Below are 16,803 nucleotides of genomic sequence, written 5' to 3'. Positions count from 1 at the left end.
TGGGCGGGCGGTGGTCGGTTGGAAGCCTCGAACCAGCCCCGGACGGTTCCTGTCGCGCGCACGCCATGGTTTCAACGATGCAAATGCAGAAACGACCCCAATCCTGCATACGATCTACAGATCGCAGGGATTGGAGTCGTTCAATGCGCTGAGAGCCGGATCGACAGTGGCCGAGGCCTCGGCTGGAGCCGCATGGAGCTGGGCAGAGCCCGGCAGAGCTGGGCAGAGCCCGACAGAGCCCGACAGTGGCCGAGGCTGGAGCCGCAGGCCGGTGGGCGCTACTTCGAGGCGATAACCTCAGGCTTGCCAGACTCGCGCTCGTGCCCCATCTCGTCAGCGATGCGGTTCGCTTCTTCGATGAGCGTGGCGACGATCTCAGACTCGGGAACGGTCTTGATGACCTCGCCCTTCACGAAGATCTGCCCCTTGCCGTTGCCCGAAGCAACACCAAGGTCTGCCTCGCGGGCCTCCCCTGGCCCGTTCACAACGCAGCCCATGACTGCGACGCGCAGCGGCACGGTCATGCCTTCAAGGCCCTTGGTGACCTCTTCGGCGAGCGTGTAGACGTCGACCTGCGCGCGGCCACACGAGGGGCACGACACGATCTCAAGCTTGCGCTCGCGGAGGTTCAGCGACTGCAGGATCTGCAGGCCAACCTTGACTTCCTCGACTGGCGGGGCCGAGAGCGACACGCGAATCGTGTCACCGATGCCCTCTGACAGCAGAATGCCAAAGGCTGTGGCGCTCTTGATCGTTCCCTGGAACGCCGGGCCCGCCTCGGTCACACCAAGGTGCAGCGGCCAGTCGCCCTGCGCGGCGAGCTGCCTGTACGCCTTCGTCATCACGATGGGGTCATTGTGCTTCACCGAGATCTTGAAGTCGTGAAAATCGTGCTCCTCGAAGAGCGATGCCTCCCAGACTGCGCTCTCCACGAGCGCTTCTGCTGTCGGCTTGCCATACTTCTGCAGCAGGCGACGGTCGAGCGAGCCGGCGTTCACGCCGATCCTCAAGGAGACTCCCGCGTCCTTCGCGGCCTTGGCAATCGCGCCGACGTTTCCGTCGAACTGGCGGATATTGCCTGGGTTCACACGAACCGCGGCGCACCCTGCATCGATCGCCGCGTAGATGTAGCGCGGCTGGAAGTGAATGTCGGCGATCACCGGAATTTGGCTCTTCTTCGCAATGATGTGCAATACATCCGCGTCGTCCTGGCTCGGGACGGCGACACGAACAATGTCGCACCCCGCCGCCGTAAGCTCCGCGATCTGCTGGAGCGTACCGTTGATGTCGGTCGTCGGAGTCGTGGTCATCGACTGCACAGAGATCTGCGAGTCGCTGCCCACGCCGACTGAACCGACCTTGATTTGACGGGTCTTGCGCCGCGGTGCCAGAACTTCCGGCACCTTCGGCATTCCCAAATTCACTGCTGCCACGGACTCGAGTCTACCGCGGTCAGCCGAGCGTTAGCCGAATAGTGCGACAGGCTTCACGATATCCGCGTACATGAGCAGCAGGCTCATTGCTCCGAGCGCAATCACGACAACGAATGTGACGGGGACCATCTTTGCAGTGTCGACCGGGCCAGGATCGGGCTTCCCCCGCAGCCTCGCCCACCCGCGCTTGATCGCCTCATAGATCGCGCCGGCGATGTGACCGCCGTCGAGCGGCATGAGTGGTACGAGGTTGAAGACGAACAGTGCGACGTTGAGCGAGCCTGCGAGGCTGAAGATGAACTGGGCACGAGCGGAGAACGGCACCTCGTCCATGCTCACCACTTCACCGGCGAGCCTGCCAATCCCGACGACACCCATCGGCCCGTTGGGATCGCGCTCCTCCGCGCCGAACGCGGCCTGCCAGACGTCGACGAGCCGCGCCGGCAGGCTCAAGATAACCCCGGCAACGTTCTTGACGTTTTCGCCGACAAAAGCTGGGATCTCGGTGATCGGCTGCTGCACCACTTCGGTGCCCGGCGACGCCCCGATCATGCCGACGCTCTCGGTCTTCGGTGTTCCGTCGGCGTTCAACACCGCTTTGCCGTTCTCGTCGGCGAGAATCCGCTCATTCGCCTCTGGTGTGAGCCCGACTGTCTCGGTCGTGCCGTTGCGCTCGATCTCGACCTGCAACGTCTCCCCTGGCGACGAAGCCACGATTGACCGGAACTGCTCCCAGTCTTCAATCTGCTGCCCGTTGACTGCAACAAGCTTGTCTCCGGGCTTCAGCCCGGCCGCCGCAGCTGGGGCCGCCGGATCGTCAGTGCCGCAACTCGTCTGCGTGCTGCCCGCCGGTACGAGGCACTCGCTCACGTGCGCGAGCGTCGTGCTCGATTGGGCGACGCCGAAGCCCGAGATCACGATGCCGAAGAACAGAAACGCGAGCAACAAGTTCATGAACGGCCCGCCCGCCATCACGATGATCTTCTTCCAGACTGGGAGCCTGTAGAACGACCGGTGATCCTCACCCTCGCCGATCGTCTCCGCGCTCGCATCGCGTGCTTCGTCAACCCAGCCCGCAAGCCCGCGACGGTACTCGGCCTCGTCGGGGCCGCCAGTGGCAGTCTCGGCGTCGCCGACCCGCGTGATCTCATCGACGATCGTCTCGCCGTGCTTCTTGCCGACCTTCACTGGCGCGTCTTCGACGACCGAGTTCAGAAACCCCGTCGTCGCCTCGCGCGGCGCTTCCCCCGGCTTCGATGGCGGATACATGCCAATCATCGCGACGTAACCCCCGAACGGGAGCACCTTCACGCCGTACTCAGTCTCGCCTTTCTTGCGCGACCAGATTGTGCGCCCGAAGCCGATCATGTACTGCGTCACCTTCACGCCAAAGAGCTTGGCGGGGAGCAGGTGCCCGATTTCGTGCAGCGCGATCGATATGCCGAGCAGCAGCACGACGATCAGGATCCCGAGGGCATAGAGCAGAACGGTAGTCACCGGTTTAGCGTACCCGCGGCGGCTGTGTTTAGCCCCTCAGCGGGGCGAGTTCTCAGCACTCGATGACGTTCACAGCAAGCCCGCCGCGCGCGGTCTCCTTGTACTTGTCGCTCATGTCTTTGCCTGTCTCGCGCATCGTGATGATGACCTCGTCGAGCGTGACGTGGTGTTCTCCGTCACCCATGAGCGCCATCTTCGCCGCGTTGATCGCCTTCGATGCCGCGATCGCGTTGCGCTCGATGCACGGGATCTGCACGAGCCCGCCGATCGGGTCGCACGTCAGCCCGAGGTTGTGCTCCATCGCAATCTCTGCGGCGTTCTCGACCTGCTGCGGCGTACCCCCAAGGATCTGCGCGAGGCCAGCTGCCGCCATGGAGGAGGCAGAACCGACCTCGCCCTGGCACCCCACCTCTGCACCAGAGATCGACGCCTGCTCTTTGAACAGCACACCAATTGCTGCCGCGGCGAGCAGGAAATCGACGACGACGCGCTGCTTCTCGTCCGGGCTCCATGTCGCGGCGCCTGGCGCGTAATGGGTCGCGTAGAACAGCACCGCAGGAATGATCCCCGCCGCACCGTTCGTTGGCGCGGTGACGACGCGACCACCAGACGCGTTCTCCTCGTTCACAGCGAGGGCGACGAGGTTGATCCATTCCTGCCAGAACACGGGGTCGCGGTCAGGATCCTGCTCGCTCAGCTTCCGGTGCCACTCAGGCGCTCGCCTGCGTACGTTCAGCCCGCCGGGCAGCACGCCGGTGCGGGTGAGGGCTGAGTTCTTGCACCCCTCCATCACGTCCCAGATGTGGGCGAGGCCGCTGCAAATGCTCTCCTCGTCTCGGCTGACGAGTTCGTTCGCGAACATCACTTCAGCGATGCTCAGCCCGTTTGATTCGCTGTGCACGAGCAGCTCAGCCGCCGTGGTGAAGGGGTAAGGCTGCTCGGCGAGCTGCTCTGCGAGGCGGTCGAGGATCTTCTCCTCGGCCCCGTCGCGCACGATGAAGCCGCCGCCGACCGAGTAGTAGGTCTGCTCGTCGAGCACCTCGCCCGCGGCGTCGAGCGCCGCGAACCGCATGCCGTTCGTGTGGGTCTCAAGCACCGTCAGCGGGCGAAGCACAATGTCGGCGACGCCGAACTGCACGATCGCCGGCTCGGCGCCGTTCGCCGCGGCTCCGAGCTCGGCGCCGACCCGCAGCTCTCCCGTCTCCTCAATGCGGGCGAGCGCGGCCTCGACCTCGCTCGGCAGCACAGTCTCGGGGTCGAATCCCTCAAGCCCGAGCAGCACTGCGGTGAAGGTGCCGTGCCCGTGGCCGGTAGCTGCGAGCGAACCGAAGAGGTCCACCCGCAGCCCGGCCACCCCGGCAAGCTTGCCGCGCGCTGCGATACCAGCAACAAACGCGTGACCGGCGCGCATCGGCCCGACGGTATGAGAGCTCGATGGCCCGATCCCGACGGTAAAGAGATCGAATACGCTGATCGCCACGCTGCGGCCTGCCTTTCGGGGTGTGGGTTGGTGAGGGCGCGTTACGCGACGGTTGCGTCGTTCGCGGCGGCGTACTCCTCAGCCGAGAGCAGCGGGCCCTCAGATGTGACTGCGACGCGGAACAGCCACGCCGCACCGTATGGGTCGCTGTTCACGAGCGCGGGGTCGGCGACGACAGCGTCGTTGACCTCTACGACCTCGCCAGTGACGGGGCTGTAGAGGTCAGAAACCGACTTCGTCGACTCGATTTCACCGCAGACCTCGCCTGCGGTGAGCTGCGTGCCAGCCTCGGGCAGCTCGATGTAGACAACGTCGCCGAGGGCGTCTGCCGCGACCTGGCTGACACCAACGGTTGCGGGGCTCTGATCGTCGATCCACTCGTGCTCTTCGGAGTAGCGGAATCCTGCGTGTACCTGGCTCATGGGTTTCTCGTTTTCTTTCTGTGGGGTGCTGTGGGGGTGTGCAGTGGGCGGTGTGGCCCCGAGGCTACGCGCCGCGCTTGTAGAACGGGAGGGGGACGACTTCGAACGGCTCGCGCTTGCCCCGCAGGTCGACCTCGACTGTCGTGCCGGGCTCGGCGAAGCCCGCATCGAGCTTCGCGAGGGCGATCGGGTAACCAAGGGTCGGACTGGGCTGGCCGCTTGTGATCACGCCGATCTCGCGGGGCGCCTCGTCAGTAACCTCGGACGGCGGGGAGTACACCGCGTAGCCGCCGCGACCTGCGCGACGTCCGAGTCCCTTGAGCCCGACGAGCACGCGGCGCGACCCAGCTTCCTTTGCTGCTTCAAGCGCGGCGCGACCCACGAAGTTCTCGGTCTTCTTGAACGAGACGACGCCGCCGAGGTTCGCCTCGAACGGCGTCGTGTCGACGTTGAGCTCGTTGCCGTAGAGCGGCATGCCCGCCTCGAGGCGGAGCGAGTCGCGCGAGGCGAGGCCGCACGGCGTCAGCCCGTGGCCCTCGCCTGCGGTGAGCAGCAGCTGCCACAGCTCGGGGGCACGCTCGGCCGGGATGTAGAGTTCGAACCCATCCTCGCCCGTGTAGCCTGTGCGCGCAAGCAGCACGTCCATGCCAGCGATCGAGACGGCGGTCCAGGCGTAGTACGCGAGCTCGGTGGCAGCAGCCCGCTGCTCGTCGTTCGCGACAACGGCGCGCACGATCTCCTCGGAGTGCGGCCCCTGCACGGCGATGAGCGCGGTGTCGGCTGACGCGTCAGTGACCTCCACCGCGAAGCCCTCGGCGCGCTCGGTCAAGAGGCGCGCGACAGTGGGGGCGTTGCCAGCGTTCGGCACGACGAGGTAGCGCGTCTCAGCGATGCGGTAGACGATGAGGTCGTCGACGATGCCACCATCGGCGTTCACGATGAGCGAGTACTTCGCCTTGCCAACGGGGGTCACCGCGAAGTTTCCCACGAGTGCGGTGTTCAGGAAGGCGGCGGCGTCATCACCCGACACCCACACCTCCCCCATGTGCGATAGGTCGAACAGGCCTGCGGTCTCGCGAACGGCGCGGTGCTCCGCGAGCTCGCTGCCGTACTTCAGCGGCATGTCCCAGCCGCCGAAGTCGGTGAACGATGCGCCGAGTTTCTCGTGCTCGGCGTGCAGCGACGTGCGCTTCGGCTGCTCAGTCGTGTGCTCAGTCATGATTAGTCCTCGTAGGCGTCGATGGGCGGGCAGGAGCAGACTAGGTTGCGGTCACCGAACGCGCCGTCAATGCGCGAGACCGGCGGGAAGTACTTGTCGACGCGCAGACGTTCGCTCGGGAACGCTGCCTGCTCACGGCTGTACGCCCGGTCCCAGCTGTCAGAGACGACGACCGCGGCGGGGTGCGGCGCTCCGCGCAGCGGCGATGCCTCGATCGCGTAGGTGCCAGCGACGACCTCGTCGATCTCGGCGCGGATCTGGATCATCGCCTCAATGAACCGCTCGATCTCTCCGAGATCCTCCGACTCTGTCGGCTCGACCATGAGGGTCCCCGGAACCGGGAACGCGAGCGTCGGCGCGTGGAAGCCGAAGTCGATAAGACGCTTCGCCACGTCCTCGGCCGTGACGCCCGACTTCGCGGTGAGCTCGCGCAGGTCAAGAATGCACTCGTGCGCGACAAGGCCGGTCTCGCCGGTGAAGAGCACAGGGAAGTGCTCGCGGAGGCGCGCGGCGATGTAGTTTGCCGAGAGCAGCGCAGTCTCGGTCGCGCGCGTGAGCCCCTCACTGCCCATCATCGCGACGTACGCGAACGAGATTGGCAGGACGCCGGCGGAGCCGAAGAGCGTCGCCGCGACGGGGATGCCGTCGGTTGTCTGGATCCCTGCTGAGCCAGCGCCCCTCGCCGGGTTGCCCGGCAGGAACGGCTTCAGGTGCTCAGCGACGGCGACCGGGCCGACTCCCGGACCACCGCCACCGTGCGGGATTGCGAACGTCTTGTGCAGGTTCAGGTGCGAGACGTCGCCGCCGAACTCGCCCGGCTTGCCAAGCCCGACGAGCGCGTTCATGTTCGCGCCGTCGATGTACACCTGGCCGCCCGCCGCGTGCACGCGATCGCAGACGTCGCGCACGTCGGCGTCGTACACGCCGTACGTCGAGGGGTAGGTGATCATGATTGCCGAGAGCGCCGCGGCGTGCTGCTCGATTTTCGCGTCGAGGTCGTCGAGGTCGATCGCGCCGGTCGGCGTGTTCTTCACGATCACGACACGCATGCCTGCGAGCACAGCCGACGCGGCGTTGGTGCCATGGGCGGACTCGGGGATGAGGCAGATGTCGCGGCCGTCGTCGCCGTTCGCGAGGTGGTAGCTACGAATCGCGAGGAGACCAGCGTACTCGCCCTGCGAGCCGGCGTTCGGCTGCAGCGAGATTCCCGCGTAGCCGGTGATCTCAAGCAGCCAGCTTTCGAGGCGGCCGATGAGCTCGCGCCAGCCGACGCTCTGATCGGCTGGAACATACGGGTGGATCCCGGCGAACTCGGGCCACGAAATCGATTCCATCTCGGCGGTCGAGTTGAGCTTCATCGTGCACGAGCCGAGCGGAATCATTGTGCGATCGAGCGCGAGATCGCGGTCAGCGAGGCGGCGGAGGTAGCGCAGCATCTGCGTTTCCGACCGAACCTCGTGGAAGATCGGGTGTGTCAGGTACTCGCTCGTGCGGGTGAGCTCCGCAGCGAAGGCGTACTCCCCAGCGGCGACAGCCTCAGGGGCCGTCGCGCCGAAGACCTCGGCGACCGCCGCGACGGTGTGGGCCGTCGTGGTCTCGTCGAGCGAGATGCCGACGGTGTCCTCGTCGACGAGACGGAGGTTCAGCCCCGCGTCTGCAGCGACGGCGACGATCTTCGACGCGACGCCGGGAACCCGCGCCCACAGCGTGTCGAAGAAGGAGTCGCGCGTGAGCTCGACGCCGACGCCGGTGAGGGCCGCGGCGAGCGTTCGGGCGTGCGCGTGCGTGCGCTCGGCGATCCGCTTGAGCCCATCTGGGCCGTGGTACACGGCGTACATCGACGCGGTGATCGCGAGGAGCGCCTGCGCGGTGCAGATGTTGCTCGTGGCCTTCTCACGACGGATGTGCTGCTCACGGGTCTGCAGCGCCAGGCGGTAGGCTGTGCGACCCTCCTGATCCTTCGAGACGCCGACGAGGCGACCCGGGAGCGAGCGCTCGAGGCCCTCGCGCACCGCGAGGAACGCGGCGTGCGGGCCACCGAAGAACAGCGGCACGCCGAAGCGCTGCGTGTTGCCGACCGCGATGTCGGCGCCCTGCTCGCCGGGTGAGGTGATGAGCGTGAGCGCGAGGAGGTCGGCTGCGACGGTGACCATCGCGCCGCGATCCTTTGCCTCTTTGATCACCGCTGCGTGGTCCACAACCGCGCCGTCGTTACCCGGCTGCTGCAGCACGATGCCCGAGATCTCGCCGTCGGGCAGACCCTGCGAGAGATCCGCGACCTCGACCTCGAAGCCGAGCGCCTCCGCGCGGCCCTGGATGACGGCGATCGTCTGGGGGAAAAGGTTCTGGTCAACGACGGTCTTCGCGTCTGCCTTCGCCTTGTTCGCGCGGCGCATGAGCAGCACAGCCTCGGCCGCCGACGACGCCTCGTCGAGCATTGACGCGTTCGCGACCGGCAGGCCTGTCAGGTCAGACACCATTGTCTGAAAGTTCAGGAGCGCCTCAAGCCGGCCCTGCGAAATTTCGGGCTGGTAGGGCGTGTATGCCGTGTACCACGAGGGGCTCTCGAGCACGTTGCGGCGAATCACCGGCGGCGTGTGAGTCCCGTAGAACCCCTGCCCGATGAGCTGCGTCTTCACGACGTTCTGCGATGCGAGGCCGCGAAGCTCGGCGAGGATCTCTTCCTCGCTCAGCGCGTCGGGCAGTTCGAGCGGGCGCGCGCTGCGGATCGCGGCGGGAACGGCCGCGTCGACGAGGGCCGCGCGGCTCGTAAACCCGAGCGCGTCGAGCATGACCCGCTGATCGGCGTCTGACGCGACGCCGATGTGGCGGTTCGCGAAGGGTACGGACAGTGCTGGTGATGTCACAGAGGATCTCCAATATCGGGGTCGCGCGCGACCAACGTAAAGATCCTCCCCGCTCTGTACTGTGACCTGAGAGATTCGAGCGAGTGAAACCACCACTGCACCCTTGCACCTTCGGTGAGCGGGAAACCCGCTGCTTTTCAGAGTTGCCTAGGCGTTGCGGTACAGGGGCCTGAGAGTTTCCCAGGGAGGGTTTGCTCCTACGGCGCCGGGGCTCACCCGGTCTCTCCCGCAATGCTTCAACGGCGTATTCAGTTGTTACGGCAGAGTCTACCCTGCTGCCAGAGCTCAGGCTACGCCGCGAACACCCTGTGGGCCTCCGCCCGCGCCCAGCGCTCGGCCTCAGCAAGAGTCTCGAGCGTCAATTCGCCCGGCGCATCGTGCCGATCGACGACCTCGCGCACGGCGTCAACGATTCCAGTGAACGTGATCTTGCCGTCGTGGAACGCGTCGACCGCCTCCTCGTTGGCCGCGTTGAACACGGCGGGGAAGGTGCCCTTCGCCGAGCCGACCTGCTTCGCGAGGTTCAGCGCCGGGAACGCCCCGTTGTCGACGGGCTCGAACTCCCAGGTCGCCGCCTTCGTCCAGTCGAGGGGAACCCCGATGTTTGACAGCCGCTCTGGCCACGCGAGACCGAGAGCGATCGGCAGGCGCATGTCGGGCGGCGACGCCTGCGCAATCGTCGACCCGTCAATGAACTCAACCATCGAGTGCACGATCGACTGCGGGTGCACGACGATGTCGATGTGCTCGTAGGGTACGTCGAACAGCAGGTGGGCCTCGATGACCTCGAGACCCTTGTTCACGAGCGTCGCCGAGTTCGTCGTAATGACCCTGCCCATATCCCACGTCGGGTGTGCGAGCGCCTGCTGCGGCGTGACGTCGTGCAGCTCGTCACGGGTGCGCCCGCGGAACGGCCCGCCTGAGGCGGTGAGCACGAGCCTACGCACCTCGTCATGGGTGCCTGAGCGGAGGGCCTGCGCAATCGCAGAATGCTCGGAGTCCACGGGCACGATCTGGCCAGGCTTGGCGAGCCGCTTCACGAGATCGCCGCCGACAATGAGGGACTCCTTGTTAGCGAGGGCGAGCGTGCGCCCAGCCTCAATCGCCGCAAGTGTCGGGGCGAGACCCACCGAGCCGGTGATGCCGTTCAGCACGACATCGGCGTCGACGTCACGCGCAAGCTGTACTGCAGCGTCGACGCCAAGCCCCGTGTGCTCGACACCGAACTCTGCCGCCTGCGCGGCGAGCCGCTCGGCGTTGCGCCCAGTACCAAGAGCGACAACCTCAAACCTGTCTGGGTGGCGCCTGATCACGTCGAGTGCTTGCTCGCCAATCGAACCAGTGGACCCCAAAATCACAACGCGCCTCATGCAGACTATTCTGCCTGAGGCGCGCTGTTCGGTGTGACCGACGTCCCGCGAGCGGGGCCGATCCGAGGTGTTACTCGACCTTCGAAACGAGCTGCAGCACGAAGGTGCGGGTCATGCCGTCGTTGTACCCCATCTCGGAGGGCATCGTGACGAGGATAGTGGATCCGACCTTCTGGCCGATCATCGCCTGGCGGAAGCCCTCAACGAGCGCGCCCTCCGCAGTCGAGAACTCAATGCCCGTCTCACTCCAGTTCCCGTCGAAACGCTCAGCGCCGTTCCAGTCAACGCCGACGTAGTTCGTCATGATCTTCTCGTTGTCAGCGACGACAGGTCCGTCGCCCTCCTCAAGCACCTTCAGCTCAAGTTCAGCGGGCGCTTCCATACACGTCGGGATCGTGATTGTCGGCTCTGACTTGCCGTCGCCCAGGTCGACCTCGGGATACTTCTCATCGCGCGGCTTCGGGTCGTCACAGACCTCTGCGGCCTCGGTGAAGTCGAACACGAACACGAAAGCGTCGGTCTTCTCCAGACCGGTGAAGCCCCGCTCTGCGGGATCCACATCGCCGAGCGCGTCAGCAACCGAGGACACGATGACTGTGCGCTGTCCGACGGAACCGCAACGCACGGCTTCGTATGCCCACTGCGCGTCAGCGAACTGGTCGGCATCGTTCGGGAACTTCATGTCGGGAGCGACGTTGATGACTTCACCGGTCTTGCCGTTGAAGATCGTGTAGTTGCCCGTCGCAACCTGGCCCTCCGCAAACGGCTTCGACTCACCGTTCTTGAGCACGGTGCGCTCGATCTTGTCGCCGGCCTCGATCGGGGTCTTCGAGGTGAGTTTGATTTCACCACCGACGTCGCCAGTCACCTTGACAGACTTGCTCGCTGCACCGGCTGGCGCGCAGGACTCGCCGCTCGCGTCCTTGGCGATGACAGTGTCGCTACCTGTCGTACAGCCCGAAAGCAGCAGCGCGCCGACAATGGCTGTCGGAATAAAAAGGCGGGAGAGTTTCACGGGGATCCTGTTCTCGTCGATGGGATCAGACGGGTCAAATGTACTTCAAGTGTGCGCTATCGCGCCGGTTTCTAGCTGTGAGCACGCCGGAGCCGGCCTGGCTGCCGCCCAAGGACATGCAATCTGCAGCAGATATGCCACCACCATTGGTTCCAGGCATACGAACTGCAGATCCCATGGCTACTGCCGGAGGTTGGGAGCACGGGACCTGTGGCAGGCAGTGCACCCCGAGGCCGGGAGCACGCCGGAGCCGGCCTGGCTGCCGCCCAAGGACATGCAATCTGCAGCAGATATGCCACCACCATTGGTTCCAGGCATACGAACTGCAGATCCCATGGCTACTGCCGGAGGCCGGAGGCCGGGAGGCCGGAGGCCGGGAGGCCGGGAACACTGCCGGAGGCTGGGAGCACGGGGCCTGTGGCAGGGAGTGCACCCCGAGGCCGGGAGGCCGGGAGTGAGGCGGGCAGGCTGGGAATACGGCCGGGCCGCTAGCCGCGCTTGGCGGCGAGCGCAGCTGCGTAGAGCTCCTTGCTCGAAAGCCCCGAGGCCTCGGCGACCTCCCGCGTAACGTCTTTCAGCCGGTCCCCCGCGGCGACGCGCTCAAGCACCTCGGCGAGCGCATCCTCTGGCGAGGTTGCTGCAGCGGTCGCTCCGCCGACAACGACAACGATCTCCCCACGCACACCCGCCTGCGCCCACTGGGTGAGTTCAGCGAGCCCACCACGCTTCACTTCCTCGTACATCTTGGTGAGTTCGCGGCACACCGCGGCAGGGCGATCCGCTCCGAACGCGTCTGCAAGGTCGGCGAGTGACGTCGCCAGGCGGGAGGGCGATTCGAAGAACACGAGCGTGCGTCGTTCACCCGCGAGGTCTCGAAGCAGCCGCCCGCGCTCGCCAGCCTTGCGCGGTAAGAAGCCCTCAAACGCGAACCTGTCTGTTGGGAGGCCCGAGACGGCGAGCGCCGTGATCACCGCAGACGGTCCGGGGATCGCGCTCACCTGCACACCCGCCTCGGCCGCAAGCTGAACAACACGGAAGCCGGGGTCAGACACTGTCGGCATGCCCGCATCGCTGACGAGCACGATGTCCTCGTGCTTCGCCCGTTCCACGAGCGTCGCCGCCCTGTCGTGCTCGTTGTGGTCGTGCAGCGCGACAAGCTCTGGCCGGGCATCAATCTCGAGCAACCGCAGCAACTGTGCTGTATGCCTGGTGTCTTCGGCCGCGATCACCGTCGCCTGTGCGAGCGTCTCACGCAGTCGCACCGACGCGTCTCCAAGATTGCCGATCGGGGTCGCCGCGAGAAGGATCATGCCCCAATGCTACGGGCTCGCAGCGCGGCGCGGCGGCCACCGAGTTTTCGACAGGTGCGCCCGCGCTTACCCTCGGGTAAGCTTGGTCGGCTATGCACGATTCGAAATCATCACCCACGCTGCTCGAGCGCACAGGCGTCGTCTACTTCCCCCTCGCGCTCGTCGCTCGTCTTCCCTTCGCGATGATGGTCGTCGGCGTGCTCACGCTCGTCGTGTCAGCGCGCGGGTCACTGCAGCTCGGCGGCCTCTCATCTGCCATCGTTGGCATCGGCTCGGCGATCGTCGGTCCCTTCATCGGAGCGGCAGCGGACAGGTACGGCCAGCGAATCGCGCTCCTCCTCGCCGCTGCGACTCACAGCGCCGCGCTCGTCGGGCTCGCCTTTATCGCGTACTCGGATTCCCCGGACTGGGCGATGCTCGCCGTCGCGTTTGCGGTCGGCGCGACGAGCCCCCAAACATCGCCGATGTCTCGCTCTCGGCTCGTGCTCATCATCCAGAACTTCCTGCCGACAGAACGTCGACCGAAGATCATGTCGCAGGTACTCGCGTACGAGTCGGCTGCAGACGAGGTCGTGTTCGTCTTCGGGCCTGTCATCGTCGGCCTGCTAGCGACGTTCTTTGGGCCGCGCACCCCGATCCTCGCCGCTGCGGCGCTGACGCTGCTCTTCATCATCGCGTTCGCGCTGCACCACACGAGCGCCCCGGCCAAGTCGGCGGCCGAGCGCGCAGAGACGCTCGCTCCCGCGTCGGAGCTCGCTCGGCCGTCACTGCTCGTCGTCGTCGCGGGCATTACTGGCGTCGGCCTGGTGTTCGGCAGCACTCTCACGGCTCTCACCGCGTTCATGCAGGCGCAGGGCCAGCCCGAGGCCGCCGGCCTGTTCTACGGAATCATGGGCATCGGTTCTGCGCTCCTCGCGATCTCGGTCTCACTCTTCTCCCCGAAATTCACGCTGCGCTACCGCTGGCTCGTGTTCGCACTGTTCGTGCTCGCCGGTGAGGCGCTGCTCGCGACAGCTTCGTCTGCGACGCAGATCGCTGTTGGTCTTGCAATCACGGGCATCGGGATCGGCCCGCTCCTCGTCACCCTGTACAGCCTCGGAACGGCGAGAAGCCCAGAGGGCAGAAGCGCCACCGTCATGACGATGCTCGGGTCAGGGGTGATCCTCGGCCAGTCGCTCTCCTCCGCAGTGGGTGGCGCCGTCGCAGAGAATGTCGGCGTGCCTGCCGCACTCGCGCTCCCCTTCTATGCCGCTGTGTTCATTACCGTCGCGGGCGCGCTGAACTGGGTACTCACGCCGTCAGGCAGCGGCCGCGACCTGTAACGCCTGGCCTCGGCTGCCGCAGATGCTCCGTACGTCTCGGTGCGACACGTCGGCATACTGGGCCCGCGCGGAGAAGCTCCCGCGATCCTGATCCGTGCTACGCGCCGGAGCCCCCCGGACTCGGCTCGGTCGAGTCGGTGGCGCCACGTGCCGGCTCGGGCGAGAACTTGGGGCGCGGCAGGTGCCAGCCGCGCGCAACCGAGGTGAGGCGCAGTGCGATCGCAACAGTGCCGCCCGCAAGGGAACCGAGGATCACGCCTCCCCCGAACGCTCCAATCGACACCGCGATCGCGCCCCCCGCGAGCGCTGACACGGCGTACAGCTCGCGGGTCAGCACGCCCGGGACCGTATTCACGAGCACGTCGCGAATGACGCCTCCGCCAATCGCGGTTATCGTGCCAACGAGCACCGCGGTGACAAACGTCTGCCCGCTCGCGTAGGCAAGGGCAGCACCGTTCGCAGAGAACAGACCGAGACCGAATGCGTCGAAAACGACCTCAAAGTAGCGGATTCGGGTCAGCCCAGGGTGGACGAAGAACACCACAAGCGACCCGGCGACAGCAACCGCGAGGTTTGGCCAGTGCAGGAACGATACGGGAGGGTGCACGCCAAGGAGCATGTCGCGCAGGATCCCGCCGCCCGTGCCTGTCGCCGCGCCAACAACGACGACCCCGAGAATATCGAGGTTTCGCCGCACGCCGACGAGAGCGCCGGACAGCGCGAATGCAAGGATCCCAGCGAGCTGCAGCGCCTCATAGATGACATCGCCCATCACGCTTTTGATCCTAGGGGATGCGCCGCGGCGCCCGCCGCCATCCGCACGCCGTGCGGTGCGCGGTGGGCCGGAGGCGCCGGTCATCGCCGACGAATACTTCGCCCCGTGTGTTTGGCCCCGACGACCGGCATGCACGCCCCACGGCCCGCCAACCGCCGCGAGCTGCGGCCACTTCGCTCGCAGCGTAGGCTAAGGCCCGGCTTAGCCAGCCGTGGCGACCACGAAAGTGGAAGAATAGAAGCTATGCATGCGTCTCTGTCCCCCGGTGAAGTTGCAGGCCTGCGCGCCGCATTTCCATACTTCAAGACGATCGACGAGCGGGCCGCGGCGGGTGCCGCCGCACAGCTCGCCCCCGCATACCTCGATTCGGCAGCGACCTCGCAACGCCCGCTCGCTGTGCTTGATGCCGAACGAAGCTTCCTTGAGCACTCGAACGCCGCGGTTCACCGCGGCACGAGTGGTGCCGTCGGGGCGGCGACTGGCGCATTCGAGGGTGCCCGCGCGCTCGTCGCGGGCTTTGTCGGAGCGGCGACTCCTGAGCAGATCGTGTGGGCCGAGAACGCGACCGACGCGTTGAACCTGGTGACGCTCGGCATCGGTGAGGCGAATTCGGGCAACGGCGTTGCCGGGTCGGAGCGATACGAGCTCGGGGCGGGTGACGAGATCCTCATCACCGAGGCTGAACACCACGCGAATCTGATCCCGTGGCAGCGTCTCGCGAAGAAGACGGGCGCGACGCTTCGCTACATTCCTGTGCGCGAAGACGGCACGTGGACCCTCGACGATGCCCGCGAGGCCCTCACCGAGAAGACGAAGTTTTTCGCGTTTGCGCACGTCTCAAACGTGACTGGCTTCGTCGCGCCAGTCGCTGAGCTTGTCGAGCTCGCGCACGCCGTGGGTGCGGTCACGGTTGTTGATGCGTGCCAGTCGGTGCCGCATATTCCGGTGAACTTCGCCGAGCTCGGCGTCGATTTCGCAGCGTTCTCTGGCCATAAGATGCTCGGCCCGAACGGTATCGGCGTGCTGTATGGAAAGCCAGAGTTGCTCGCAGCGCTCCCAGCCTCGCGCACCGGTGGTTCTGCGATCACTCGCGTCACGATGGAGGGCGCCGACTTCATGCCGCCCCCGCTGCGGTTCGAAGCTGGTACGCAGCCAGTCTCGCAGGTTGTGGGACTCGGCGCGGCAGTCGAGTTTCTCACTGAGATTGGCATGGATCGGGTCGCTGCGCGTGAGCACGAGCTTGTTGAGCGGCTCGTTGCCGGCGTTCAGGGGCTTCCGGGCGTGCGGCTGCTCGGCCCGGCTGAGACGTCGCGGCGCATCGCGCTCGCGGCTGTCTCGGTCGAGGGCTTGCATGCTCACGATGTCGGCCAGTTCCTCGACGAGCAGGGTGTGCTCGTGCGCGTCGGCCACCACTGCGCGCAGCCGCTGCATCGCGCGCTTGGCATGGCATCGTCCACGCGGGCAAGCGTGCACGCAACGACCACCGAGGACGAGGTGGATCGGTTTATTGACGCCGTTCGCGGCGCACAGCAGTACTTTGGATTGGAGGTGTCCGCGTGAGCGCTCTCGACGGACTGTATCAAGAGGTCATTCTGGATCATTCGCGGCGACCCATCGGCAAGGGCGAGCTCGCCGCCGATGAGGGGTCGTTGACGGCGACCCACCACGAGTTCAATCCGAGCTGCGGCGACGAGATTGATCTGGCGATCGCGGTGGATCCCGACAGCGGCGAGATCACCTCGCTCGCTTGGGAAGGCCAGGGCTGCTCCATCTCGATGGCGTCGGCGTCGATCCTGTCGCAGATCGTGCGTGACGAGACGCTCGACGGCGCTCAGGCGCGTGAGCGGATCGCCGCGTTTCGCGAGATGATCCACGGCAAGATCGAGGGCGAACCTGATGAGGATCTCCTCGGTGACGCTGTCGCGCTGCAGGGCGTCTCGAAGTTTGTGATGCGTGTCAAGTGCGCGATGCTCGCGTGGGTCGCGCTCGAGGCTGACCTAGTGCAGGTAGACGCCAAGAAGTAATTGACCTGGTGGTTCGCACCCAGCGATGTCTCGCTGGGTGCGAGTTGCCGCGGGCGGCGGATGCAGCAC

General features: G+C 66.0%; 13 protein-coding genes and 1 riboswitch. Of the genes, 3 read left to right on the top strand and 10 right to left on the bottom strand.

Annotated elements, in window-relative coordinates; translation table 11 throughout:
* Positions 1 to 278: 278 nt before the first annotated feature.
* From ispG to rsmI, 9 genes are all read right to left on the bottom strand, one after another.
* The gene (gene ispG, locus KI794_RS04895) at positions 279 to 1,412 is read right to left on the bottom strand and encodes a flavodoxin-dependent (E)-4-hydroxy-3-methylbut-2-enyl-diphosphate synthase (protein WP_255809733.1); all 1,134 of its coding nucleotides are present in this window, start codon (positions 1,410 to 1,412) and stop codon (positions 279 to 281) included.
* A gap of 51 nt (positions 1,413 to 1,463) precedes the next feature.
* Positions 1,464 to 2,930 carry a M50 family metallopeptidase gene (locus tag KI794_RS04890; RefSeq protein ID WP_119281540.1) on the bottom strand — a complete coding sequence of 489 codons (1,467 nt, stop codon included), beginning with the start codon at positions 2,928 to 2,930 and terminating at the stop codon, positions 1,464 to 1,466.
* A gap of 52 nt (positions 2,931 to 2,982) precedes the next feature.
* Positions 2,983 to 4,410: an L-serine ammonia-lyase gene (locus KI794_RS04885; protein WP_255809345.1), complete on the bottom strand. Its 1,428-nt coding sequence runs from the start codon at positions 4,408 to 4,410 to the stop codon at positions 2,983 to 2,985.
* Between the two features lie 41 nt (positions 4,411 to 4,451).
* Positions 4,452 to 4,832, bottom strand: coding sequence for a glycine cleavage system protein GcvH (gene gcvH / locus KI794_RS04880; RefSeq protein ID WP_119281542.1), 381 nt, complete (start codon positions 4,830 to 4,832; stop codon positions 4,452 to 4,454).
* Positions 4,833 to 4,896: 64 nt separating this feature from the next.
* Complete coding sequence (gcvT, locus tag KI794_RS04875; RefSeq protein ID WP_255809343.1) at positions 4,897 to 6,051, bottom strand: glycine cleavage system aminomethyltransferase GcvT; 1,155 nt, start codon at positions 6,049 to 6,051, stop codon at positions 4,897 to 4,899.
* A 2-nt stretch (positions 6,052 to 6,053) separates the two neighbouring features.
* Positions 6,054 to 8,918 (bottom strand): aminomethyl-transferring glycine dehydrogenase, encoded by a 2,865-nt coding sequence (gene gcvP / locus KI794_RS04870; RefSeq protein ID WP_255809342.1) that lies wholly within the window; start codon positions 8,916 to 8,918, stop codon positions 6,054 to 6,056.
* Positions 8,919 to 9,065: 147 nt separating this feature from the next.
* Positions 9,066 to 9,157, bottom strand: a riboswitch (glycine riboswitch).
* A gap of 51 nt (positions 9,158 to 9,208) precedes the next feature.
* Complete coding sequence (dxr, locus tag KI794_RS04865) at positions 9,209 to 10,288, bottom strand: 1-deoxy-D-xylulose-5-phosphate reductoisomerase (RefSeq protein ID WP_255809341.1); 1,080 nt, start codon at positions 10,286 to 10,288, stop codon at positions 9,209 to 9,211.
* 70 nt (positions 10,289 to 10,358) lie between these two features.
* Complete coding sequence (locus KI794_RS04860) at positions 10,359 to 11,303, bottom strand: FKBP-type peptidyl-prolyl cis-trans isomerase (protein ID WP_119281546.1); 945 nt, start codon at positions 11,301 to 11,303, stop codon at positions 10,359 to 10,361.
* A gap of 488 nt (positions 11,304 to 11,791) precedes the next feature.
* Positions 11,792 to 12,613, bottom strand: a complete 822-nt coding sequence (gene rsmI, locus KI794_RS04855) for a 16S rRNA (cytidine(1402)-2'-O)-methyltransferase (RefSeq protein ID WP_119281547.1) — start codon at positions 12,611 to 12,613, stop codon at positions 11,792 to 11,794.
* Between the two features lie 92 nt (positions 12,614 to 12,705).
* Here rsmI and KI794_RS04850 point away from each other — a divergent pair, with 92 nt between their 5' ends.
* Positions 12,706 to 13,935, top strand: coding sequence for an MFS transporter (locus KI794_RS04850; protein WP_255809340.1), 1,230 nt, complete (start codon positions 12,706 to 12,708; stop codon positions 13,933 to 13,935).
* Positions 13,936 to 14,032: 97 nt separating this feature from the next.
* On the opposite strand, the gene KI794_RS04845 is transcribed toward KI794_RS04850, so the two are convergent.
* On the bottom strand, positions 14,033 to 14,707 hold the full coding sequence (locus KI794_RS04845; protein WP_255809339.1) for a trimeric intracellular cation channel family protein: 675 nt from the start codon (positions 14,705 to 14,707) through the stop codon (positions 14,033 to 14,035).
* A 246-nt stretch (positions 14,708 to 14,953) separates the two neighbouring features.
* Between KI794_RS04845 and KI794_RS04840 the strand changes: the two genes are divergently transcribed.
* Both KI794_RS04840 and sufU read left to right on the top strand, forming a co-directional pair.
* On the top strand, positions 14,954 to 16,270 hold the full coding sequence (locus KI794_RS04840) for an aminotransferase class V-fold PLP-dependent enzyme (protein WP_255809338.1): 1,317 nt from the start codon (positions 14,954 to 14,956) through the stop codon (positions 16,268 to 16,270).
* Complete coding sequence (gene sufU / locus KI794_RS04835; protein WP_119281551.1) at positions 16,267 to 16,734, top strand: Fe-S cluster assembly sulfur transfer protein SufU; 468 nt, start codon at positions 16,267 to 16,269, stop codon at positions 16,732 to 16,734. The genes KI794_RS04840 and sufU overlap by 4 nt, the downstream gene beginning before the upstream one ends.
* Positions 16,735 to 16,803: the final 69 nt, after the last annotated feature.

Source organism: Leucobacter aridicollis, from assembly GCF_024399335.1.
Classification (GTDB): Bacteria; Actinomycetota; Actinomycetes; order Actinomycetales; family Microbacteriaceae; genus Leucobacter; species Leucobacter aridicollis_A.
Note: the sequence above shows the minus strand (reverse complement) of the source record. Positions and strands in the feature narration are given on the sequence as shown.